Source organism: Halomonas sp. BC04 (genome assembly GCF_000568385.1).
On record NZ_AZQX01000013.1, the window covers coordinates 1 to 23,247 of the forward strand.

The 23,247-nt window shown below is 59.1% G+C and carries 16 protein-coding genes and 6 pseudogenes; 21 read left to right on the forward strand and 1 reads right to left on the reverse strand.

The window, feature by feature from the left end; all coding sequences use genetic code 11:
- From Q427_RS31835 to Q427_RS01240, 11 genes and pseudogenes are all read left to right on the forward strand, one after another.
- Positions 1–417 (forward strand): hypothetical protein (locus tag Q427_RS31835; RefSeq protein WP_043510350.1); only part of this gene is annotated, 417 nt, incomplete at its 5' end.
- 242 nt (positions 418–659) lie between these two features.
- Positions 660–1,769, forward strand: coding sequence for a Wadjet anti-phage system protein JetD domain-containing protein (locus Q427_RS01205; RefSeq protein ID WP_081785764.1), 1,110 nt, complete (start codon positions 660–662; stop codon positions 1,767–1,769).
- A gap of 37 nt (positions 1,770–1,806) precedes the next feature.
- Entirely contained in the window at positions 1,807–2,115 is a 309-nt protein-coding gene (locus Q427_RS01210; protein WP_043510353.1) for an MTH1187 family thiamine-binding protein, read from the forward strand.
- Between the two features lie 537 nt (positions 2,116–2,652).
- Complete coding sequence (gene hppD / locus Q427_RS01215) at positions 2,653–3,753, forward strand: 4-hydroxyphenylpyruvate dioxygenase (RefSeq protein ID WP_043510355.1); 1,101 nt, start codon at positions 2,653–2,655, stop codon at positions 3,751–3,753.
- Between the two features lie 164 nt (positions 3,754–3,917).
- A pseudogene (locus Q427_RS01220) lies at positions 3,918–5,377 on the forward strand (sodium-dependent transporter).
- 156 nt (positions 5,378–5,533) lie between these two features.
- A pseudogene (locus tag Q427_RS01225) lies at positions 5,534–7,254 on the forward strand (ATP-binding protein).
- 55 nt (positions 7,255–7,309) lie between these two features.
- A pseudogene (locus Q427_RS33065) lies at positions 7,310–7,627 on the forward strand (response regulator); the annotation flags it as partial.
- Between the two features lie 259 nt (positions 7,628–7,886).
- Positions 7,887–8,057 (forward strand): CitB family transcriptional regulator, encoded by a 171-nt coding sequence (locus tag Q427_RS33070; protein ID WP_231613303.1) that lies wholly within the window; start codon positions 7,887–7,889, stop codon positions 8,055–8,057.
- Positions 8,058–8,294: 237 nt separating this feature from the next.
- On the forward strand, positions 8,295–9,296 hold the full coding sequence (locus tag Q427_RS01235; RefSeq protein ID WP_043510391.1) for a Bug family tripartite tricarboxylate transporter substrate binding protein: 1,002 nt from the start codon (positions 8,295–8,297) through the stop codon (positions 9,294–9,296).
- Positions 9,297–9,389: 93 nt separating this feature from the next.
- Positions 9,390–9,839 (forward strand): annotated as a pseudogene (locus tag Q427_RS33075) (tripartite tricarboxylate transporter TctB family protein); the annotation flags it as partial.
- A gap of 51 nt (positions 9,840–9,890) precedes the next feature.
- Positions 9,891–11,390, forward strand: a complete 1,500-nt coding sequence (locus Q427_RS01240) for a tripartite tricarboxylate transporter permease (protein WP_043510393.1) — start codon at positions 9,891–9,893, stop codon at positions 11,388–11,390.
- Between the two features lie 94 nt (positions 11,391–11,484).
- On the opposite strand, the gene Q427_RS30885 is transcribed toward Q427_RS01240, so the two are convergent.
- A complete protein-coding gene (locus Q427_RS30885) occupies positions 11,485–11,712 on the reverse strand; it encodes a hypothetical protein (RefSeq protein WP_155833417.1) in 228 nt (75 codons plus the stop codon).
- On the opposite strand from Q427_RS30885, the gene urtA reads away from it, so the two are divergent.
- The 10 genes and pseudogenes from urtA to urtC (Q427_RS01290) all read left to right on the forward strand — a co-directional run bounded on the left by urtA (position 11,703) and on the right by urtC (Q427_RS01290) (position 23,246).
- Positions 11,703–13,073, forward strand: a complete 1,371-nt coding sequence (urtA, locus tag Q427_RS01245; protein ID WP_442905419.1) for an urea ABC transporter substrate-binding protein — start codon at positions 11,703–11,705, stop codon at positions 13,071–13,073. The two genes, Q427_RS30885 and urtA, sit on opposite strands and share 10 nt — an antisense overlap.
- 186 nt (positions 13,074–13,259) lie before the next feature.
- A pseudogene (urtB, locus tag Q427_RS01250) lies at positions 13,260–14,826 on the forward strand (urea ABC transporter permease subunit UrtB).
- Positions 14,827–14,829: 3 nt separating this feature from the next.
- Complete coding sequence (gene urtC / locus Q427_RS01255) at positions 14,830–15,972, forward strand: urea ABC transporter permease subunit UrtC (protein WP_043510356.1); 1,143 nt, start codon at positions 14,830–14,832, stop codon at positions 15,970–15,972.
- On the forward strand, positions 15,969–16,808 hold the full coding sequence (urtD, locus tag Q427_RS01260; RefSeq protein ID WP_043510357.1) for an urea ABC transporter ATP-binding protein UrtD: 840 nt from the start codon (positions 15,969–15,971) through the stop codon (positions 16,806–16,808). The genes urtC (Q427_RS01255) and urtD overlap by 4 nt, the downstream gene beginning before the upstream one ends.
- Positions 16,808–17,506, forward strand: a complete 699-nt coding sequence (urtE, locus tag Q427_RS01265) for an urea ABC transporter ATP-binding subunit UrtE (RefSeq protein WP_043510359.1) — start codon at positions 16,808–16,810, stop codon at positions 17,504–17,506. The genes urtD and urtE overlap by 1 nt, the downstream gene beginning before the upstream one ends.
- 241 nt (positions 17,507–17,747) lie before the next feature.
- Positions 17,748–18,913, forward strand: a pseudogene (locus Q427_RS01270) (transporter substrate-binding domain-containing protein).
- Positions 18,914–18,932: 19 nt separating this feature from the next.
- Positions 18,933–19,592, forward strand: a complete 660-nt coding sequence (locus Q427_RS01275; protein ID WP_051496030.1) for an ANTAR domain-containing response regulator — start codon at positions 18,933–18,935, stop codon at positions 19,590–19,592.
- 331 nt (positions 19,593–19,923) lie between these two features.
- Complete coding sequence (locus tag Q427_RS29600; RefSeq protein ID WP_081785766.1) at positions 19,924–21,159, forward strand: transporter substrate-binding protein; 1,236 nt, start codon at positions 19,924–19,926, stop codon at positions 21,157–21,159.
- A gap of 74 nt (positions 21,160–21,233) precedes the next feature.
- Positions 21,234–22,103: an urea ABC transporter permease subunit UrtB gene (urtB, locus tag Q427_RS01285; protein WP_043510361.1), complete on the forward strand. Its 870-nt coding sequence runs from the start codon at positions 21,234–21,236 to the stop codon at positions 22,101–22,103.
- Between the two features lie 12 nt (positions 22,104–22,115).
- Positions 22,116–23,246, forward strand: coding sequence for an urea ABC transporter permease subunit UrtC (gene urtC, locus Q427_RS01290; protein ID WP_081785767.1), 1,131 nt, complete (start codon positions 22,116–22,118; stop codon positions 23,244–23,246).
- Position 23,247 lies beyond the last annotated feature (1 nt).

Below are 23,247 nucleotides of genomic sequence, written 5' to 3' on the forward strand. Positions count from 1 at the left end.
CGGGAGGCCGTCTCGCTGATGTGGCTGGTCAAGCTCTCGGAATTCGCCATCGAGCGGGAGCTTCGCGAACTGCCGGGGCACCACAAGCGGCGCGCCCGCAGCAGCCGCGAGAGCGTGATCCTGCTCGACGGGCTCTTCTCCAAGCTGTCGCACCGCCGACTGATCCAGGACTCCCTGGAGTCCCTGCGCAACACGCGGGGGCGTTTCCAGATGATCGGCCTGATCCACAACCCCAACTACGAGAACGACCCTGAGATATTCCCCACCTACCTGGTGGGCAGCGTCATCGGCGACGGCCAGGGGCAGGGCGGTCACGTCATGGTACGCGACGGGCGCATCACCCCACCCGAGGAAGTGGGCCGCAGCCAGGGCGAAGCCAGCCTGTTCGGCATCCACGTCACCGAAGCGGTGGAGTGAAGGATCGGCCAGGAAGAAGCAGCTGTTGGAGCGCTGCTCCGCATCGCGACTGGCGCCGCAGGCGCCTCGGCGGAGGCTGAAACGTCAGTTACGTTCGCGAAGGTTGGCAACACCGCCGGGAGTCCTTCGGCCTCCAGTCGTGAGCTGAAGCTTCCTCCGACAACACGGTAGTCGCTGACCTTGTTGGAGCGCTGGTCCCCATCGCGACTGGCGCCGGCAGGCGCCTCGGCGGAGGTTGAAACGTGGGTGACGATGTGATGATTCACTTGAGTGAAACAGCAAGGGCTGCACTGGCAGACCTTGAGCAAGCCTGGTCCCGGGAATTTCTCAGGGGGAAGGAGAAGGGGTGGCGGGCTAGGTCGGTGATCGCTCGCTGGACCCGGCAGTCGCTATGCCAGACTCGGCATGGTGGCCGTGCAGCGCTACTGGAGCTCTACCGGGCGGGCTTGCTCGAAGTGAACAATGGTGAGGTCAGTCTGTCTCCACTCATGGACTTGAATCCTACCATCAAGCTGGCGGCAAGCCATCGCGAAAAACTGGCCGCACTCCTGCCGGTTGCCCTTCCGGCCCTGGGGCTGACTGCTGAACAGAAAGTAGTCTGGAATTCTGCCTTGGCCAGTTCGCTGGATGGCTGGTCCCGGGAGGATCAGCTGGCACTGGTAGACGGGCTTCGACGATTGAGCGACGCATTGCCCGCTGCCTATTCGCTTGGTACCTATATCGCGAGTGCTCGCTACCTCATGGGTAGCAGCAAGCTGCTCGACTCACTGCCGTCGCCGCTGTTGCGTGCCTTTGGTATCGAGCGTTCCCGCTTTTCCGCTGCCGATGCCTGGCTACTGGCCAGCATGCCGTCAGCGCCTGAAGGCGTCTTGTTGATCGAGAATCTGCAGAGTTTCACTCAAGCCTGCCGGACCGGTCTGGATCAGCGTTTGGCTCTGGTCTGCAGCTTTGGCTATGGGCTCTCACTGGGTGAGGCACTGATTGGTATCGAGCAGGTGCGGTTGGTGGGAGAGGGAACATTGCCACATACCCTGGCTGAGCTTCTGGACATGAGCAATCAAAGCTACTGGGGTGATCTCGATCCGGAAGGGCTGAGGATTTTCCTGCGTTTGCGAGCTCGGCTTCCCGGCCTGCGCCTGTCGGCCCTTTACGGACCCATGATCGAAGCATTTTCAGAATCCACGGGCCATCCGCTGCACAGGATGACAGGAAAGGCGAACCAGCGCCTTGCCGGCGATTGGGCCCGGGGACTGGATCAGGAGTGGCTCGATGACGCGGCCCTCATTGCGCTGGCCGGCCAGGCCCTCGATCCAAAACTGGAGGCGCGATGGCTGGCATTTGCGGCACACTAGCTACTCATGCGCCGTTACTGGATAAGGAGAAGTCACCATGCACGTCATCATCGATATCTGTGTCGTACCGCTGGGCGTGGGGGTGTCGGTCTCGCCGCAGATCGCCGCCTGCCAGCGGGTCATCCAGGCCTCGGGCCTCGAGCACCATATGCATGCCTACGGTACCAACATCGAAGGGCCGTGGGACGAGGTGATGGCGGTGGTCAAGCGCTGCCATGAGGTGGTCCACGAGATGGGCGCGCCGCGCATCACCACGACCATCAAGCTGGGCACCCGGACCGACCGGGAGCAGAGCATGGGCGACAAGGTGACGAGCGTGGAGGATAAGCTTAGAGGTCAAGAGTGACCGCGACACTTGGGAAACACTCCGCAAATGCCTACACGAGCGAATCGCTGCGTTGCGCGGTGCCGAAGCGTCGGACCGGCGGATCCTCACATATACCCCATATGCTCCGGTTGACTCGAAACCTTCGGTTTCTCGCTCCTCCGGAGCCATCCTTCGGATGTTTGTCGCTGCGCTCGGTTCTGTGCTCCGTGCGCCTTGCGACCCACAGGGATGTGGGAAGTGCGTTGGTTCGTCGGGAACGAACCTAGCCGCTTCATCTCGCTCGGCGATTTGTTCAGCGCTTCCCTTGAGATGTAAAACATTCGTTACGCCCTGTCAGGATTTTGCACCGCCTTTCCGGCGCGACAGGCCGGCTTCGGCAGGGTGTCAACATGGCTTTACGCCTGCTGGGGTGCGAGCGATGCAGGCGAGGGTTACCAGGCGCTATGCGGGCGTTTCGGCGGCAGCGGTGGGGCACTAGGCTGGGGGCACATCTTCGGTACCGCAGTGTGCCTATAACAATCGCGAAGCATCGCGCCATACCCCTGGAGGATATCCATGAACGCTCCTGCCAAGACTGTCTCGCCCATCAGCCAAGAGAACCCCATTGGCACCAACGGCTTCGAGTTCGTCGAGTACACGGCCCCAACTCCCGAGGGCATCGAGGAACTGCGTGCGCTGTTCAATCGCATGGGTTTCACCGAGACCCGCAAGCACCGCTCCAAGGATGTGTTCCTGTTCCAGCAGGACAACGTGAACTTCGTGCTCAACGCCGAACCGAACAGCCCCGCCGCGGAGTTCGCCAGCGTCCATGGCCCCAGCGCCTGCGCCATGGCCTGGAAGGTGGCCGATGCCAAGCAGGCTTTCGACTATGCCGTCGCCCATGGCGCCGAACCCGTGGAGAACAAGGTGGCACCGGGTGAAGTCGGCATTCCCGCGGTACGCGGTATCGGCGGATCGCTGCTCTATTTCGTCGACAACAAGGTCGACAGCGAAGGCCGCACCATCTATGACATCGACTTCGAAGCCATACCCGGCCGTACCCCCCAGGACAACAGCGTGGGCCTTCAGGTGCTCGATCACCTGACCCACAACGTCGACCGCGGCCAGATGGACTTCTGGGCGAACTTTTATACCGATATTGCCAATTTCCGCGAAAACCGCTACTTCGACATCAAGGGCAAGAAGACCGGATTGCACTCCCGTGCCATGACTGCACCTTGCGGAAAGATGCACATCCCGATCAACGAGTCCGCCGACGACACCTCGCAGATCGCCGAATTCCTGCGCGAGTACAATGGCGAAGGTATCCAGCACCTGGCCATGGCCACCGACGACATCTACGCCACCGTGCGCGCCCTGCGTGCCAACGGCGTGACCTTCCTCTCCACGCCGGATACCTACTATGAGAAGGTCGATGCGCGGGTGCCGAACCATGAGGAGAATGTCGAGGAGCTGCGCGAGCTGAGCCTGCTGGTCGACGGCGGCCCCGACGAGGGTGTGCTGCTGCAGATCTTCACCGAGACCGTGATCGGCCCGATCTTCTTCGAGATCATCCAGCGCAAGGGCAACGATGGCTTCGGCGAAGGCAACTTCAAGGCCCTGTTCGAATCCATCGAGGAGGATCAGATCCGCCGCGGTGTGCTCAAGGACGATTGATCGCAGCAACGGCTCCCGATTCCTCAGGATCGGGAGCTTTTTTGTGCCAATATATAGTGACATATACTGTTAAATGAAAAATAAGCGAGATTAAACACTGCAATAATGGCTAATAATCATTAATATTGCTGTGTTCGCGTATAACAACGACCTCTGGTGACAAGATGAGCGATTCGCAACAACCCCGCGCCCAGTGGCTAGGCCGCTGGGGCTTCGTGCTGGCGGCTACCGGCTCTGCCGTTGGCCTGGGCAATATCTGGAAGTTTCCCTATATCACCGGCGAGCACGGCGGAGGCGCTTCGTGCTCGTCTACCTGGCCTGTATTCTCGCGGTCGGCGTGCCGGTCATGATGACGGAGATCGCCTTCGGCCGGCGTGGCCGTGGCAGCCCCATCGATGCGGTACGCCGAGTCGTGACAGAGTCGGGCCGCTCATCGGCATGGTCGCTGCTGGGCTGGCTGGCCATGCTGGCCGGCTTCATGATCCTGTCGTTCTATGTGGTGGTGGCCGGCTGGTCCTTCTCCTACCTGTGGAAGATGCTGACCGGCGGCCTGGCCGGCACCGGCGTCGACGACATGGTGGCGATCTTCGTTGCCAACAACGAGAATCCGCTCAACCTGGGCTTGTGGAGCACCCTGGTGGTGGTGCTGACCATGCTCATCGTCGGCAAGGGAGTACAGGCTGGTATCGAGCGCAGCGTGACCTGGATGATGCCGGGCATGGTGATCATGCTGCTGATCCTGATCGGCTACGGCATGTTCTCCGGCGGCTTCGGCGAGGCGTGGCGCTTCCTGTTCTCCTTCGATGCCGGAAGCCTTTCCAGCGACGGCATGCTGGCTGCCCTGGGCCATGCGTTCTTCACCTTGTCGCTGGCCTCCGGGGCGATTCTCACCTACGGCAGCTACCTGCCGGCGCGGAGCTCCATCGTGCGTACCACCTTCAGCGTTGCCCTGGCCGATACCCTGGTGGCGCTGATGGCAGGTCTGGCGATCTTCCCCATCATCTTCGCCAACGGCATGGACCCCGGTGAAGGCCCCGGGCTGCTCTTCATGAGCCTGCCGCTGGCCTTCCAGGCCATGCCCATGGGGACGCTGTTCGGGATCCTGTTCTTCGTCATGCTCTCCATGGCGGCGCTGACCTCATCGATCTCCATGGTCGAGGCCACCGTCTCCTGGCTGTGCGACAACAAGGGGCTCTCCCGGCGTGCCGCGGCCTGGGGTACGGGTATCGTGCTGTGGTTGATCAGTACCATGGCCATGCTGTCGTTCAACCTGGGGGCCGACTGGACCCTGGCGGGACGTCACTTCTTCGACTGGCTGGATTACCTGACCTCACGCTGGATGATGCCGCTGGGCGGTCTGGGCATGGTGCTGCTGGCCGGCTTCGTGTTGAAGAGCGAGACCTTTCGTGACGAGCTGGGCCTGTCGCCGCGCTGGCATGCCCTCTGGCTGTTCATGGTGCGTTATGTCAGCCCACTGGGCATCCTGGTGATCTTCGTCGACGCCCTGGGTGTCGCCCGCATCGAGTTCGCCACCCATTGGCCGTGGCTGCTTGCGGTACTGGCACTGGTCACGCTGATCGGTGAGCTGGCCAGCCCCCGGCTGCGCCGGACGCTGGCGGGTTGATCCGCTCTTCGTGACGACGGTGATAATCGCCGGATAGCTGTCCGACCCTGTTGGATATGGGGCACTCGCCGACCAGGCGAGTGCCCCTTTTCATTGCCAATGCGACAATTCGATCAGGCGTGCGACAATGCGAACAAGAGATCAACGAGGCAGGCCATGTCGTCCCACTCCCGAGTCGTAGCCGAAATCCAGCGAATGAAACGTCCGCGCTCCCGCCGCAGGCGGCTCGCGGGCAGCTTTCGACTGCAGGTGATGCTGCTGGTCGGCGTTCTGCTGGCCGGCATGCTGCTGGCCCAGGGGGCCTATCTCAACCACCGCAAGGGCGAGATCATCAGCGGCCAGATCGGCCAGCGCGCACTGGCCGTGGCGCTTAGCGTTGCCAGCATCCCCGAACTCATCGCCGCCTTCGATGACGCCGAGCCCAGCGTTACCATCCAGCCCATTGCCGAGCGCATCCGCCGCGAAACCGGCGCACGCTACGTGGTGGTGGGCAATACCGAGGGGTTGCGCTATTCCCATCCGTTGCCCGAGCGGCTCGGCAAGCCCATGGTCGGCGGTGACAACGACCGGGCGCTGCTGCATGGCGAATCCTATGTCTCGGAAGCCACCGGCTCCCTGGGCGATGCCATGCGCGGCAAGACACCGGTTCTCGACGCCGAAGGCAATATCATCGGTATCGTCTCGGTGGGCTTCATGCTCGATCGGGTGGCCATGGACGTGGTCGAACATACCAGCCTGGGGTGGTGGCTGGTGGCGCTGATGATCGTGTTCGGCTTTGCCGGCGCCTATGGCCTGTCGCGCCATCTCAAGCGGGTCATCCTGGGCCTCGAACCCTACGAGATCGCCCGCCTGGCCATGGAGAAGGAGGCGATCCTGCAGTCGATTCACGAGGGGATCCTGGCGGTGAATCGCGAGGGCCAGATCACCCTGGTCAACCAGCAGGCGCGGCGCTTTCTTGGCCTGCCGCCGGTGCATGCGTTGGTCGGGCAGCCGATTCAGGACATCGTGCCCAACTCGCGACTGCTCGAGGTCATGGAGCGAGGCGAGCATCAGTTCGACCAGGACATGTGGCTGGGGGACCACCCGGTGGTGGTCAATCGCGTGCCCATCCACCACGAGGGCGAGATCGAGGGCGCGGTGGCGACCTTCCGCAGCCGGCGCGAGATCGTCGAACTCTCCAATGCGCTGAATGCCGCCAGCCGGGACGTGGACATGCTGCGTGCCCAGGCCCACGAGTTCTCCAACAAGCTCTACACCATTTCCGGGATGCTCCAGCTCGGCCGGATCGAGGATGCCATCGCCCTGATTCACCAGGAAAGCGCTCGGCAGCAGGCCCAGATGACCTTCCTGATGAAGCATGTGGGGGATCCGGTGGTCAGCGGTACCCTGCTCGGCAAGCTGACCCGGGCCAGAGAGCTTGGCGTGCAGCTTGAGATCGATGAGCAGAGCTCGCTGCTCGAGCCGCTCACCGTGAAGGGCCAGGAGGTACTGATGACGGTGATCGGAAACCTGCTGGACAACGCCTGCCACGCGGCGCTGCAGAGCGACCGCCGTAATGATGAGGGGCCGCGGGTAAGACTCTTCTTTACCGACCTGGGGGAGCAACTCTTGATCGAGGTGGAGGATAACGGCCCCGGGGTGCCTCCGGAGCATGTCGAAGCGATCTTCCAGGAGGGGTTTTCCACCAAACCGGGCAAGCATCACGGGATCGGCCTGGCCTGGTAAGCCGCCTGTGCCGGGAGAACGGTGGCGCCATCACCCTGGAAGAGAGCGAGCTGGGAGGAGCCTGTTTCATTGCCGTGCTCGACCGCTCCCTCTGCCGTTCGGCGACAGCGGGGCAAGCCGCCGCGGCCGGGCACGACAGCGCCCTGAAATGACCTGAGCGCGACGATAACCACAAGACGAGAACAGCCTTCGCGGGGGTATTGAGAGATGCACGAAACGGGCTATCCGCCGGCGGAACTCGGCATCCTGATCATCGAGGACGATTTTCGCATTGCCGACATTCATCGCGCCTTCATCGAGCAGAGCGAAGGCTTTCGGGTGGTGGGCATGGCCAGAAGCGGTACCGAAGCGCGGGCGCTGATGTCCCGGGAGGGCGACGAGGTACAGCTGGTCCTGCTGGATGCCTACCTGCCGGATGTTGAGGGGCTCGAGCTGCTCTGGTCGCTGCGCCGTGATTACCTGCAGGTGGATATCGTGATGATCACCGCCGCCCGTGAAGTGGATACCATCGCCGAGGCCTTGCGTGGCGGCGTCTTCGACTACCTGATCAAGCCGGTGGAGGCCTCGCGCATGGCCCAGATGCTGGCTCGTTTTCGCCGTGAGCGTGCCGCCCTGACCGCACGCAGTGAAATGAGCCAGGAGGAGCTCGACAGGGCACTGACCCGGCTGCGTCCCGAGGGGGCGTCGGGGCGCGATGTGCGCAGTCTGCCGAAGGGGATCGATCGCCTGACCCTGCGTACCCGTGGTATCGGCGCTGGAGCATGCCGGGACGCCGCTGGCTGCCATGGAGGTGGCACGAGCCATGGGCGCCAGCCGCTCCACGGCCCGTCGCTACCTGGAGTTCCTGGTTTCGGTGCAGGTGGTGGGCGCCGAGCTGGGCTATGGCGATGTGGGCCGGCCGGAGCGCCGCTACCGCGTGGTGGGGGATACGTCGCCATGGTGTGAAGAGGGGTAGCTCAAGAGAGCCGTTGAAGAGGGTGGCCAGGGGGAAGTCAGGACCAGTGGTGGTAGGGGGGCAGGGCAGATGCGCGGAAGTCCGTGAACAGAAAGGACAGAATGTGTTTAAAGGACTATTTGTCGTTTATGTTCAGAAGCTTGTGGCTGTGGTGAGGCTCTTCTAACGTTCGTGTCGTAGCGCCCAAGGGCGATCATGCAACGATCACAAAACAAGATGCTGAATCCGGAGAACGCCATGACTACCAAGCTATCCCTCAAGCGCCTGACGCTGATGGCCCTTCCACTGGCTGCTGTCGTCGGGGCAACGACCACCGTCAGCGCCGATGAGTGGACCCCGACCCGTTCCATCGAGTTCATCGCGCCGGCCAACCCGGGCGGTGGCTGGGACACCCTGGTGCGCACTACCTCGCGGGTGATCCAGCAAGAGGGTCTGGCGGAGCAGAATTTCGCCGCCATCAACGTGCCGGGTGGTGGTGGTGCCGTCGCCTGGGCCCAGATCGCCCGCGACAGCGGTAACCCGCACAAGCTGTTCGCCACCAGTCCGCCGATCATCCTGGTTCCGCTGGCCGGCACCTCCCGCCACGACCACAACGACTTCACGCCGATCGCCCGCCTGATCACCGACTACTCCATCGTGCTGGTGCGTGACGACTCCGACTATAGCGATCTCAACGAACTGTTCGCGGCCATCGAAGAGAATCCGGGCCTGAGCATCGGTGGCGGCAGTGCGCCGGGCTCCATGGATCACATCTCCATTGCCGGCCTGGCCTCGGCTGCCGGGCTGAACGCGGCTGAGGTCAACTACATTCCCTTCTCCGGCGGCGGCGAAGCGATGACCAGCCTGATGGGTGGCCACGTGGAGGCAGTCATCACCGGTGCCGGCGAGGCCTCGGGTCAACTGGGTGCAGGCAGCGAACTCAGGGCGCTGGGCGTCTCGGCTCCCGAGCGAATGGGCGGCGTCCTGGCCGACATCCCGACCTACCAGGAGCAGGACATCGACTATACCTTCGATATCTGGCGTGGCGTGATGGGTGCCCCCGACATGCCGGCCGAGGCGGTGGCCTACTACGAGGACCTGTTTGCCCGCATGCAGGAGACCGAAGGCTGGCAGGATGCCCGCGACCAGCTGGGTTGGCTCGATGCCTACCAGTCCAGCGAGGCGTTCGGTGAATTCCTCGATGCGCAGAAGGAGCTCTTCAGCGAAGTGCTGAGCGAACTCGGCCTGATCGGCGAGTAACACCTCGCAAGCCATCGTCGGCGAGGGCCCCGCAACGGGGCTCTCGTCCGCACCCATAGCACTGCTTGAGCCCCGCTGGCTCGAGGTCCCGCCATGACTCGACTCAATTCCAACCAGATCATTGCACTGGTTCTGGCCGCGGTAGCGATAGGCTATCTGGCCATGGCCTGGCAGATTCGGCCCTTTCCGCTGCCAAGGCCGATCGACTCCGACATGTTTCCCAAGGTGCTGGGGTTCATCCTGCTTGGTCTGTCACTGCTGCTGTTCCTGGAGAAGCCCAAGGCACAGGACGTGCCCGAGGAGCTGGACCCCGAGGAGCAGACCGCCCCGGTGCTGCTGCGGCCCTGGTCTCGGGTCGTCGTGACCAGCCTGGCCTTGGTGGCCTACGCGCTGCTGCTGGTGCCGGTGGGCTTCGTACTGACCTCCGTCTCGCTGGTCTTCGGGCTGGCCTTTTATTACGGCTATCGTCGCCATGGGGTCAACCTGGCCACCTCGCTGGGTGTCGTGCTGATTCTCTACCTGACCATGACCCGGATCATGGGCGTCTATCTGCCACCGGCTTGCTGCCGCTCTGACCACGGCCCGGAGTCTCCTATGGAATCGCTGAATAACCTGATGTACGGCTTCGGTATCGCGCTGGAGCCGATGAACATCGCCTACGTCTTCGCCGGGGTCTTTGCCGGCACCGTGATCGGCATGCTCCCTGGCCTGGGGCCGATCAGCGCCCTGGCCCTGATGATCCCGATCACCTTTGCCATGGAACCCTCGTCCGGCCTGATCCTGATGGCGGGGGTCTACTACGGCGCCATCTTCGGCGGCTCGAGCTCGTCGATCCTGCTCAATGCCCCCGGCGTCGCCGGCACCGTGGCGACCTCCTTCGACGGCTACCCCATGGCCAAGCAAGGCCTGGCCGGCAAGGCGCTGGCCATCGCCGCCTACGCCTCCTTCGTCGGCGGTACCATCTCCATCGTTTTCCTGATGCTGGTGGCACCGATGCTGTCGAAAGTGGCAGTCAGCTTCGGGCCGGCAGAGTACTTCTCGCTGATGGTGCTGGGGCTGACAGCGGTGGTGTCCCTGTCCGACAAGTCCCTGGTCAAGGGGCTGATCGCCGCCGTGATCGGGGTGATGATATCGATCATGGGCATCGACCTGCAGACCGGCACCGAGCGTTTCACCTTCGGTACTGCCCACCTGCTCGATGGGATCGACTTCCTGGTGGTGGCGCTGGGCATCTTCGCCCTGGCCGAAGTGTTTTACATGCTGTTGCGCGGTGGCGGTGGCAAGGAGCAGCCGCGCAATGCCATCGGTTCCTTGAAGCTGACCCGCAGCGAGGTTCGCGAGATCGCACCGCCCATTGCCCGCAGTTCCGTACTTGGTTTCTTCACTGGTGTCCTGCCCGGCGCGGGGGCCACTATCGGCTCGTTTCTCGGCTACAGCATGGAGAAGCGCCTGGCCAAGGATGGGGATACCTTCGGCAAGGGCAATATCAAGGGGGTTGCCGCCCCCGAGGCCGCCAACAATGCCGCCTGTACCGGTTCCTTCGTTCCGCTGCTGACACTGGGTGTGCCTGGTTCCGGCACCACGGCGGTGCTGCTGGGTGCGCTGTTGGTGATGGGCGTCAGCCCGGGGCCGGCCATGCTGGTGGATCGTCCTGATGTGTTCTGGGGGGTCATCGCCAGCATGTACATCGGCAACATCTTCCTGCTGGTGCTCAATCTGCCGCTGATTCCCTATATCGCCAAGATCCTCGAGATGCCGCGCCCGCTGTTGCTGGCACTGATCCTGATCTTCTGCATGGTGGGGGTCTACGGCATGAGCTTCAGTGTCTTCGATCTGCTGCTGCTGCTGGGGTTCGGTCTGGTGGGGCTGGGCATGCGCCTGTTCGGTTTCCCTGCGGCGCCGCTGATCCTGGCACTCATCCTCGGCGCCATCATGGAGGAGTCCATGCGCCGGGCACTGCAGATATCGGGGGGCGACTGGATGATCTTCATCGACAAGCCGATCTCCATGTGGTTGTTGATCATCGCCGCGCTGTCGCTGCTGCTGCCGGTGGTGAAGCAGGGCCTGGCAAGGGTTCGCCGCGCGCGCGCCTGACCCGCGATAGACCTTTCGTCCTTGGGGTGCCGGTGCAGACCGGTGCCCTTTTTTTATGCATCCTGCACGCCGGCGGTGCACGGCCTTCAGGCGTTCACGTCATGTACTGCACCATGGCAGTGCCCCGGCGCATGTCAGCGATGCGGTCGAGCATCTCCAGTTCATTGAAAGACAATGGATTAACGGTTTTCGCAAGCGAATGGCGCAAGCCTTGCAAAGGTTGATGGCTGAGACCCGCACCGGCGCTCCTTCGGCCCCGGTGCGATGCCACCACGATGAAACCTTCCTGCAGGAAGGTGCAAGGAGTGACAAGTGAACGCATCCCGACGCAAGGCTCTGTCCCGTCCCTCTCTCCGTTCTTATCTTCGTCCCTCGAAGCTGGCGGCCGCTGCACTGGTCACCACTGCCGGCTTCGGTATCAGCGCTCAGGCGCTGGCGGAGGATCCGATCAAGGTGGGCATACTCCACTCCCTCTCCGGCACCATGGCCATCAGCGAGACGGTGCTCAAGGACACCGTGGAAATGCTGATCGAGCAGCAGAACGAGCAGGGTGGCCTGCTGGGTCGCCAGCTCGAGGCAGTAGTGGTCGATCCTGCCTCCAACTGGCCGCTGTTCGCCGAGCGCGCTCGCGAGCTGCTGGCCCAGCACGAGGTTGACGTTGTCTTCGGCAACTGGACCTCGGTCTCGCGCAAGGCGGTGCTGCCGGTCTTCGAGGAGCTCAACGGCCTGCTGTTCTATCCGGTGCAGTATGAGGGCGAAGAGTCCTCCGAGAACGTCTTCTACACCGGGGCGGCGCCCAACCAGCAGTCGATTCCCGCCGTCAACTACCTGCATGACGAGGTCGGCGTGGAGCGCTGGGTGCTGGCCGGGACCGACTATGTCTTCCCACGCACCACCAACCGTATTCTCGAGGCCTACCTCAAGGATGAATTCGGTGTGGCCGACGAGGACATCATGGTCAACTACACCCCCTTCGGTCACTCCGACTGGCAGAACATCGTCTCGGATATCCGTCGCTTCGGTAGCGAGGGCAAGAAGACGGCAGTGGTCTCGACCATCAACGGCGATGCCAACGTCCCCTTCTACACTGAACTGGCCAACCAGGGCGTTGACGCCGCGGATATACCGGTCCTCGCTTTCTCGGTGGGTGAACAGGAGCTGACCGGGATCAATACCGGACCGCTGGTTGGTCACCTGGCGGCATGGAACTACTTCATGAGCGTCGATACCGACATCAACTATGACTTCATCGACGCCTGGATCGACTACACCGGCGACGAGGAGGCGGTGACCAACGACCCCATGGAGGCCCACTACATCGGCTTCAACATGTGGGCCGAGGCGGTGCGCAAGGCCGGCACCACCGACGTCGACGCCATCAAGGACGCCATCATCGGCGTGACCGTACCCAACCTCACCGGCGGCTACGCGGCAATGATGCCCAACCACCACATCACCAAGCCGGTGCTGATTGGCGAGATTCAGGACAACGGCCAGTTCGACATCGTCTGGCAGACGCCCTCCACCGTGGCCGGCGACGCCTGGTCCGACTACCTGCCCGGGTCACGTGACCTGATCGCGGACTGGCGTGCACCGATGCGCTGCGGCAACTTCAACGTCGCCACCGGTTCCTGCGGCGGCAGCACTGCGGCCGAAGAAGCCGAGGCTGCCTTGGCCGAATAAGCCGAGTCGATCCTTTTCCTCGCCGCCCGGTCGGGCGGTGAGGATGCACGCCATCTTGTCTCTATTCAAAGGAAGCCTGCGATGCGGAATTTCCCGTTGTCCTGGCCAGTGGCGGTCAGGGCGCTTGCCGACACTGCTGCCGGCCGGTCATCTCGCTGCCTGGCGCTGCTGATCCTGCTCTCTTTCTTGTGTCTCACGGCTGGCGCTGCGCAAGCAGAGACTCACGTCGGCGGCGATGACGCCGCGGCCCTCGAGCTGCTCGAAGCGCTTGACGTCGACGCCTATCCGGCCAAGGGCGAGGCCATCGACGCCATCGTCCAGAGCGATGACCCCCGGGCTCGTGACTGGCTGTCGGCACTCCTCGACGGCCGTCTGCAGCGCACCGACGAGGGTCGCTTCGTGGTGGTGCTCGATAACCGTGGGCGTGAATGGCCGGTGGAGGACGCCCTGTCCGGTGAGGCCCTCGGCGAGATGTCACGCCGTGACCTCGACCGCATCGGCATCAACAATGCGCTGCGCAACCAGTTGCGCAGCGCCATCGCCGTGGTCGATCTCTACTCGGCCGACCTGACCCTGCGTCGCGCCTCGGCGGAACGATTGCTCGGCGAGGTCGATGCCGACCTGGCGGAACCCTTGGCCGGTGTCATCGAGCACGAGGTGGATCGCCGGGTGCGTGCCAGGCTGGTCCAGGCGCTGGCGATCCATCGTCTGGAGCAGGGCGAGGTCGATGCCGTTGCCGACCTGGAGGGCAGTCTGCACCCCCGGGTCCGTGTGGCCCTGGCTCGCGCGGTAATGGGTGATGACCCGGTGGTCGCCGACGCCGCCCAGGCGGCACTGAACAGTATCGAGCAGAACCTGCGCATCAACCGTGGGCTGGAGACCCTCTACTTCGGCCTGAGCTGGGCTCGGTGCTGGTGCTCGCTGCCATCGGCCTGGCCATCACCTTCGGTGTGATGGGTGTGATCAACATGGCCCATGGCGAGTTGATCATGCTGGGCGCTTATACCACCTGGGCGATGCAGCAGCTGTTGCCGGGCCAGCCAGGGCTGGCGCTGATCCTTTCGATTCCCGCCGGCTTCCTGGTCGCCGCCCTGGCCGGCATCGCCATCGAGCGGGGCGTGATCCAGTTCCTCAAGGGGCGACCGCTGGAAACACTGCTGGCTACCTTCGGTATCAGCCTGATTCTCCAGCAACTGGTGCGCACGGCCATCTCGCCCCAGAACCGAACCGTGGTCACCCCGGAGTGGATGAGCGGTTCCCTGATCGTCAACGATGCCCTGTCGCTGACCCTGAACCGCATGTATGTGCTGGGCTTCACCCTGGTGGTATTCGCCGCCTTGATGCTGATTATGCGCCGCACCCGGCTTGGTCTGGAGGTGCGTGCAGTGACCCAGAATCGCGCCATGGCTCGCTCCATGGGCATCCGCGCGACCCGGGTCGATATCATGACCTTTGCCCTGGGCTCCGGTGTCGCCGGACTGGCCGGGGTCGCTCTCTCTCAGCTCACCAATGTCGGCCCCAACCTGGGCCAGAACTACATCATCGATTCGTTCATGGTGGTGGTGTTCGGCGGGGTGGGCAATCTCTGGGGCACCCTGGTGGCGGGACTGTCGCTGGGCGTGATCAACCAGATTCTCGAGCCTGGGCGGGGGCCGTGCTGGCCAAGATCATCGTGCTCGTCTTCATCATCCTATTCATCCAGAAGCGGCCCCGCGGACTCTTTCCGCAGAAGGGCCGGGCGGCGGAGGGCTAACGCATGCATTGGCTTGGAAGACCCTTTACCGAGCGTTCGACACAGCTGTTTCTCGGCGTACTGCTTGCCGCGCTGGTCCTGGTGACGATCCTTCACGTGGCAGTCCCCCAGGGGCATCCGCTGTATGTCAACGCCTATACCGTCAACCTGTTCGGCAAGTATCTCAGCTATGCGCTGCTCGCCGTCGCGGTGGACCTGGTGTGGGGCTATCTCGGCATTCTCAGCCTGGGGCACGGTGCCTTCTTCGCCCTGGGCGGCTATGCCATGGGCATGTACCTGATGCGCCAGATCGGCGACCGTGGCGTCTACGGCCACCCCGAGCTCCCGGACTTCATGGTGTTCCTCAACTGGGACAGCCTGCCCTGGTACTGGACCGGCTTCGACATGGCCTGGTTCGCCTTCATCATGGTGCTGCTGGCACCGGGTCTGCTGGCCCTGGTGTTCGGCTTCCTGGCATTCCGTTCGCGGGTCACCGGGGTCTATCTGTCGATCATCACCCAGGCGCTGACCTTCGCCCTGATGCTGGCCTTCTTCCGCAACGAGATGGGCTTCGGCGGTAACAACGGCCTGACCGACTTCCGTGACATCCTGGGCTACAACCTGAGAAGCGATGCCACCCGGCTGGGGCTGTTTATCGCCACGGGGGTGGCACTGGGGCTTGGCTACATCCTTTGCCGTGCCATCGTCGGCAGCAAGCTGGGCCGGGTGTGCGTGGCGACCCGTGACGCCGAGGCCCGCACGCGTTTCATCGGCTACCGGGTCGAGCGCTTCCAGCTGTTCGTTTTCGTGGTCTCGGCGATGCTGGCCGGGCTGGCCGGGGCGCTCTACGTGCCCCAGGTGGGCATCATCAACCCCAGCGAATTCTCGCCGATCTTCTCCATCGAGATCGTGCTCTGGGTGGCGCTGGGCGGTCGTGCCACGCTCTACGGCGCGGTGATCGGCGCCATTCTGGTCAACTACGCCAAGACGGTCTTCACCGGGGTGATGCCGGATGCCTGGCTGTTCGCCCTGGGGGCGATGTTCGTGCTGGTCACTGTCTTCCTGCCCAAGGGGGTGGCGGGCATTCTGGCCTATCGTTTCCGCCGGAAGCGCCGCGATGAGGATGACGGCGCAGCCACTTCCGCCGGCAAGGAGGTATCGGCATGAGCTTTCTCAGATCACTGGCCGACCGGGATCGTGTCTTCGACTTCCTGGTCCCGGCGGAATCACCCGTGGATGTGCGTCACGGTCCCATCCTCTACCTCGAGGACGTGTCGGTCAGCTTCGATGGGTTCAAGGCCATCAACGACCTGAACCTGACCATCGACGATGGCGAGCTGCGCTGCATCATCGGCCCCAACGGGGCCGGCAAGACCACCATGATGGACATCATTACCGGCAAGACGCGCCCCGATGCCGGCAAGGTTTGGTTCGGCAGCCGCCATGATCTCCTGACCATGAACGAGCCGGAGATCGCCAGCCTGGGTATCGGTCGCAAGTTCCAGAAGCCGACCGTCTTCGAGGCATTGACGGTATTCGAGAACCTGGAGCTGGCCATGGCGGCGGACAAGCGCATCCTGCCGACCCTGACGGCGCGCATGACGCCGGTCATTCGCGAGCGCATCGAGGAGGTGCTGGAAACCATCGGGCTTGCCGAGCTGCGACTGCGGCCGGCGGGCATTCTCTCCCACGGCCAGAAGCAGTGGCTGGAGATCGGCATGCTGCTGATGCAGCGCCCGCGCCTGCTGCTCGTCGACGAGCCCGTGGCCGGCATGACCGAGCAGGAGATGGAGCGTACCGCCGAGCTGCTCACCGGCCTGGCCGGGAAACAGTCGGTGGTGGTCGTGGAGCATGACATGGGCTTCGTGCGCTCCATCGCACGCAAGGTGACGGTGTTGCACCAGGGCAGCGTATTGGCCGAGGGCAGCATGGACCGGGTGTCCAACGATCCGAAAGTGGTCGAGGTCTATCTGGGGTCCGACGCCGAAGAGGAGGTGGCCTGATGTTGCGCGTCGAAAAGCTAAACCAGTACTACGGCGAGAGCCATACCCTGTGGGATCTCGATCTGGACGTACCTGCCGGCCAGTGCACCTGCGTGATGGGCCGCAACGGCGTCGGCAAGACCACGCTGTTGAAGGCGATCATGGGCGAAGTGGCCGTTGCCGGTGGCAGCATCCGCTTCGACAGCGAGACGGAGCTGACCAGGAAGCGTGTGGAAGATCGCTCCCGGATGGGTATCGGCTACGTGCCCCAGGGCCGGCAGATATTTCCCCTGATGACGGTGGAGGAGAACCTGCGTACCGGGCTGGCGGCCCGACGGGACGGCAAGCACAGCATTCCGGAGCGGGTATTCGAACTGTTTCCGGTACTTGCCGAGATGAAGCACCGCCGCGGAGGGGACCTCTCCGGGGGGCAGCAGCAGCAGCTGGCGATCGGACGGGCGCTGGTGATCGAGCCGCGACTTTTGATCCTCGACGAGCCGGGGGAGGGGATCCAGCCCAATATCGTTGCCCAGATCGGCGGGGTGATCCGCAAGCTGATCGACGAGGATGGCCTCACGGTGCTGCTGGTGGAGCAGAAGCTGCCCTTCGCCCGCAAATACGCAGACCGCTTCGTGATAATGAACCGCGGCCGGCCGGTGGCCGAGGGGGGAATTAACGATCTGACGGATGGGCTGATCAAGGAGCATCTGACTGTGTAAATTAATATTCTTGGCAATACCTTCGGTGTAATGCCGGAGGAGCAGTGTTGACTAAACCTGATGGGAGACATTCAATAGGTCAGTGTTACATTCATGCTTGACAAGCTGGGCTTTATCGTCAAATCTAGGAGGTAAGGGTTTCCCAATGATGGGGTGCCCTCCAAGGAGCAGCACAGCTCCCCGTTGAAACTGGCTTTATAGCCGGTTACCGGGGAGCTTTTTTTTTGGAGTGATAACGAAAATGTCAAGCAGCAACCATATCTGCCAGCCTTGCAAATTAGGCGTGCTGTTCTCCACAACAGGCACCTTGGCAATTATCGAGAAAGCTCAGCAACAGGGTGTGCTGTTAGCAATTGACGAGGTGAATAATGCAGGAGGCATTAATGGCGTAGAAATCGAACCAATCATGTATGACCCTGGTTCACAAGACAAGCGATATGGTGAGCTGGCTGAACGCCTCATCTGTGAAGATGGAGTCAGGCTCATCATTGGTTGCTACACTTCATCGTCACGGAAAGAAGTGCTTCCTGTAGTCGAGCGACAAAATGCTCTTTTTTTCTACCCTACCTTATATGAAGGTTTTGAATATTCCGCTAACGTAATATATGGTGGTGCTGCGCCGAATCAGAATAGCGTTCCTCTAGCCAGGTACTTGATGGAAAATTTCGGGAATAGATTCTTTTTTGTCGGCTCTGACTATATTTATCCCCGGGAGTCGAACCGGGTCATGAGAAATATCCTGCGCCAAGCCGGTGGCGAAGTGGTAGGCGAAAGGTATGCACCTCTTTTGGCTAGCTACGAAGATTTTGATAAAATAATCCAGGAGATAGATGAAGCAAATCCGGATGTTATATTTTCGACTGTTGTGGGAGATGCAACGGTTCGATTTTATAAAGCATATAAAGCTCATGGTGGCCAAGCGCCTATCGGCAGTCTCACCACCAGTGAAGCCGAAGTAGCAGAAATGGGGCTCAAGCCGCAGCTGGACATATTACGGCAGCGCCATATTTTCAAAATTTGAATTCTCAATCCAGTCGGGCTTTTGTGGAGCGATTTCGTAATCGATTTGGCGTGAGTGCTCATGTGACAAGCTGTGTGGAGTCAGCATATTTTCAGGTGCATTTACTGGCCAATGCACTAAGATCTACAGGCTGCCAGGATCCTGATCGACTACGAATAGCACTTGGCGGAGCGGAGTTTGAAGCTCCACAGGGAAGAATTAAGATAGATCCAGATAATAACCATACATATTTATATTCTCGGATAGCACGCGTGAACCAGGAAGGGCAATATGTAGTGGAGAGGGAGACACCCTATTCGGTAAAGCCTGATCCGTACCTTGTGGTTCCGGCTTTGCATGACTGGAGTGCGGAAATGGCTCATCCCTCCAGAAATCGGTGCACCTGAGAGGTAGCCTGTGGAAAACATGACAACCGGAAATATAATAAAATCAATCCGAACTTTGCGCACAATGGTTCTGCACCCGCAAGATGCACATGCAGAGCAATTAATTGAGCAAATAAGGCGTATTGGTTGTCAAGTGGAAGCGCAATGGCCTGTGCCTCATGCCTTGCCTGAACATGTCGACATACTCTTCGTTGAGGTGACGGAAAGCCCAGCAGCAATGTTGTTGGAGCTGCTAGGGAAAGAGTGTGAGAGACGGCCAACGTTAATAGGAGTCGTTAGCTACGAAAACCCCTCTGTGCTTAACGCCTTGTTGGACATGCGTGTAGATGCGGTATTAACAAAACCGTTACGACCGACAGGGGTGCTAAGCAACATGGTGCTGGCGAGAAGAATATGGAAGGATTTTCAACGCTCAGAAAAAGAAATCAACAAACTGAAAGATAAGGTTAAGAATTCACAGATTGTCACCCAGGCTAAATTCATAATTATGCGTCTGCATGACATATCAGAAGATGAATCATATGCAATGATACGTAGCCAGGCGATGTCAAAGAGGACATCAACCGTTGAAATTGCCCAAGCAATAATTAATGCAGACAGCATACTGGGAAATATAAGTTCCAAAGGAATAAAAGATGCATGGGGAGAGCATAAGTTTCTTGACGACGGCGTTGAGTGAAGCTCTGGCCTGTATTTTGAATTGTCAATATGTCTTCTGTTTTTTCCGACATATTGATGGATAAACTTTGAGTGATTTGCTGCATGCTGTAATGGTTTGCTCAGGAAGGAGTGTCGGCATATAGAACCAAAATTTTGCCGTGACGACCTGATCTAGCGGGATGCCTGAAAAAGGCAAAATCCAGTGCATCAACGATGATGTATCTGGGGAAAGTGGCAGAGAAGCCTCTTGGGATAGCAGTGTTAGTGCTTGCCAAGAGGTTTTTTTGTGCCTGAATGGTGCGTTGAGTATTAGCCGTATAAAGCATAAAGACAAGAATAGGAGAGCAATCATGAAACGTAGAGATTTTTTAAAAGGTGTGGCTGCAACGGGCGTCCTTGGGGCAACAGGGTTTCCAGGAATATGGACCAAGAGCGGTAATGCATGGGCCTCTAACAATGAAATACCAGTAGGTGTCTTGTTTTCGCTTACGGGGCCAGTGGCCGTAGTGGAGAGCACTTTGCAGAATGCTTGTCTTATGGCAATTGAAGAGATCAATGCCGAAGGGGGAATCCATGGAAGAATGCTTAAGCCGGTAATAGAAGATCCCGCATCAGATCCGGCAACATTTGCAGATAGAATTCGCCGGCAAGTTTTGCGCGATAATTGCGTAAGCGTATTTGGTGCTTATACATCTGCCTCAAGGCAGGCCGTACTACCTGTGGTTGAGCAGCATGACAACCTTTTCTGGTACCCCACTTTGTATGAAGGCAGAGAGTGCTCACGCAACGTAATGTATGGTGGTGCGGTGCCTAACCAGCAGCAGCAAGATTTCGTACCTTGGCTAAAGGAAAATTTTGGTGGTCGTTTCTATTTGATCGGGAATAACTATGTGTATCCCCGAGAGGAAAATAATGTCTGCAAAATGATCCTGGATGATATAGGTGGCGAAGCGGTACATGAAGAGTATGTGCCAATGGGGCATTCAGATTTTGGTTCTGTGATAAACAGAATTCGTGATATGAAGCCTGATGTTATTTTCTGCACATTGGTAGGTGACTCAGATGTCGCTTTCCAACGCCAAATGCATGCTGCCGGTTTTGACCCGGAGACAATGCCTGTTGCTAGCCTTACCCGCTCTGAGATTGAAGTTAAGGCAATGGGCGGAGCTGCAGCAGCAGGTCACTTCTCTTCGGCACCCTATTTCATGGGGCATGAGTCCGCAGCTAACCATCGGTTCGTAGAAGCGTACTTGAATCGCTTTGGGCAAGATGAAGTAACCCACTTTGTCAATGAGGCAGCGTATTTCCAGGTATATCAATTTAAAGCAGCTGTTGAGCAACTCGCTCCTAGTGATATTACCCCATTGAATATTCGAGATGCGGCTGTTGGTCTTCGTATGCTTGCACCGCAAGGTGAGATTGAAATTGATCCCAATTTGCACACTTACCTTTGGCCGAAAATCGCCAGATGGCAAGCAGATGGTCAAGCAGAAGTCGTACAGCAGTCTGCGCGACGCATGGCGCCAGATCCATATTGGGCTTATGAGGATCAAATGTGCACAGCTGAGGGTCTTGTCCGTACTTAATTTGACTTGGTATTGCCCGGCGCTGCCGCATCGTTTCTGCGTCGGGCATTTCCTACCTTCAGGAGTGGCAAGTTATGGATTTTGCTTTAAATCAGTTCTTTGCTGGCTTAAGCATAGCTTCGATTTTGCTTCTAATAGCACTTGGATTGGCAATCATCTATGGGACAATGGGTGTCATTAACCTTGCGCACGGCGAATTTGTAATGATCGGTGCTTATACTGCTTGGTATCTTCAAACATCACTGGGGCTAAATATTCTGTTTTCGTTACCACTGGTATTTCTTGTTGTTGGATTAATGGGGCTTGCGATAGAGCGTGGAGTGGTACGCTGGCTGTACCATCGTCCTCTTGATACCATACTTGCTACCTGGGGTATTGGAATTGTCATTGAACAGCTGGTGAGATTGTTCCTGGGGTCTACATCACGATATGTAGAAGGGCCTGCAATCTTGGATGGTAATGTTGAGATTGCAGGCGCGATCTTATCCATTTACCGCCTTTTCTTGATCGTGTTTTCGTTAATGGTTGTATTTGGTACTTGGTATTTGATGCGTCGCACAGAGTTTGGGATGAAACTTCGTGCTGTAATACAAAATAAAGAAATATCTGAATGTTATGGAATACGATCTGAAAATGTTTACGCGGTAACCTTTGCGTTCGGTGCAGGTTTGGCTGGCATGGCAGGTGCTCTAGTAACACCTTTGATCAGCGTAACTCCCGGTATGGGTACACACCTTGTAGTAGACGCCTTCCTTGTTGTTATTTTAGGTGGCGTGGGCAGTTTATTGGGAACAGTGGTGGCTTCAGGGCTTGTCGGTGAGGCTACGGCGCTATTTTCATTCCTTTTTAATGACACTATAGGGCGTGTCGCGGTACTAATGGCAATTATCATTATTATAAGATTTCGCCCTCAAGGGTTGTTCCCAGATAAAGTGCGGCGCTAAGGAGGGGATGTCATGAATCTTAATTTTCGTTATGACGTTGTCGGGTATGTTTTATTTGCAGTGTTTGTGCTGCTTGTAATGCCGATGTACGCATCTTTCGATGGTTTTCAGCTAAACACTTATGCACGATATTTGACTCTAGGCTTGGCGGCCATGGCTTTAGCTTTATCCTGGGGCTATGCCGGGATATTGAACCTTGGCCAAGCCGGATCATTTGCCCTTGGCTCTTATATTATGGCCGCGCACTTAAAGCTCAAGGCCAGTGAAAATATGCCGGGAGGCATGCCCGACTTCATGGGCTGGACGAACCTTGAAGCTTTGCCATGGTTCTGGCAACCATTTCACTCAGTTACCCTGACACTGCTTTCGGTAATATTGTTGCCTGCGATAGTTGCAAGTATCATTGGGGTCTTCATGTTCAGGGGAAGAATTACGGGTGTATTTGTAGCCATCATTACCTTGTCCTTTCTTGTGGCTTTCCAGTTGGTGTTTGTTGAGTATCAAATGTATACAGGGGGGGAGAATGGTCTTACAGGCCTGGCACCCTTGGAGTTGTTCAACTGGACGGCAAATAGCTATAGCACTGATTTCTACTATTTTGTTGCTGGGTGTTTGATTATCATAATGGCCCTTACTGTAGCGCTCGTGCGAAGCAAGGTCGGGTTGATTCTACGTGCAATAAAGGAAAATCCAGATAGAGTTCGTTTCTTTGGATATAATGTAGCTAGTTATGAAATTATGGCTTTCAGTACATCTGCTGCGATTGCCAGTTGGGCAGGTATGCTGTACGCCTTGGTGCTTCAGTTTGCATCTCCGAGCTACATGAGCGTTTCCTTTAGTCTTGCCATTGTGATCTGGTGTGCTGTCGGTGGACGAAACTCACTTGTAGCCGCTGCACTTGGTGGAATCATTGTAAATGCATTGCAAGGAAGACTTTCAGAGATATTTGTTGAAGGCTGGATGCTTTTCCTCGGCGTCGTGTTTATTCTCGTGGTTCTGTTTATGCCTAACGGGATTTATGGTCTCTTGAGTGCAAGTATTGGTAAGTTTAAAAGCATGACTTCAGATGGCAAAGGTCACAGCCAGGCAATAGAAGCTAATACAGGTTTGCCAATGCAAAGCGACTCCAAGAAGGAGCGGTAAT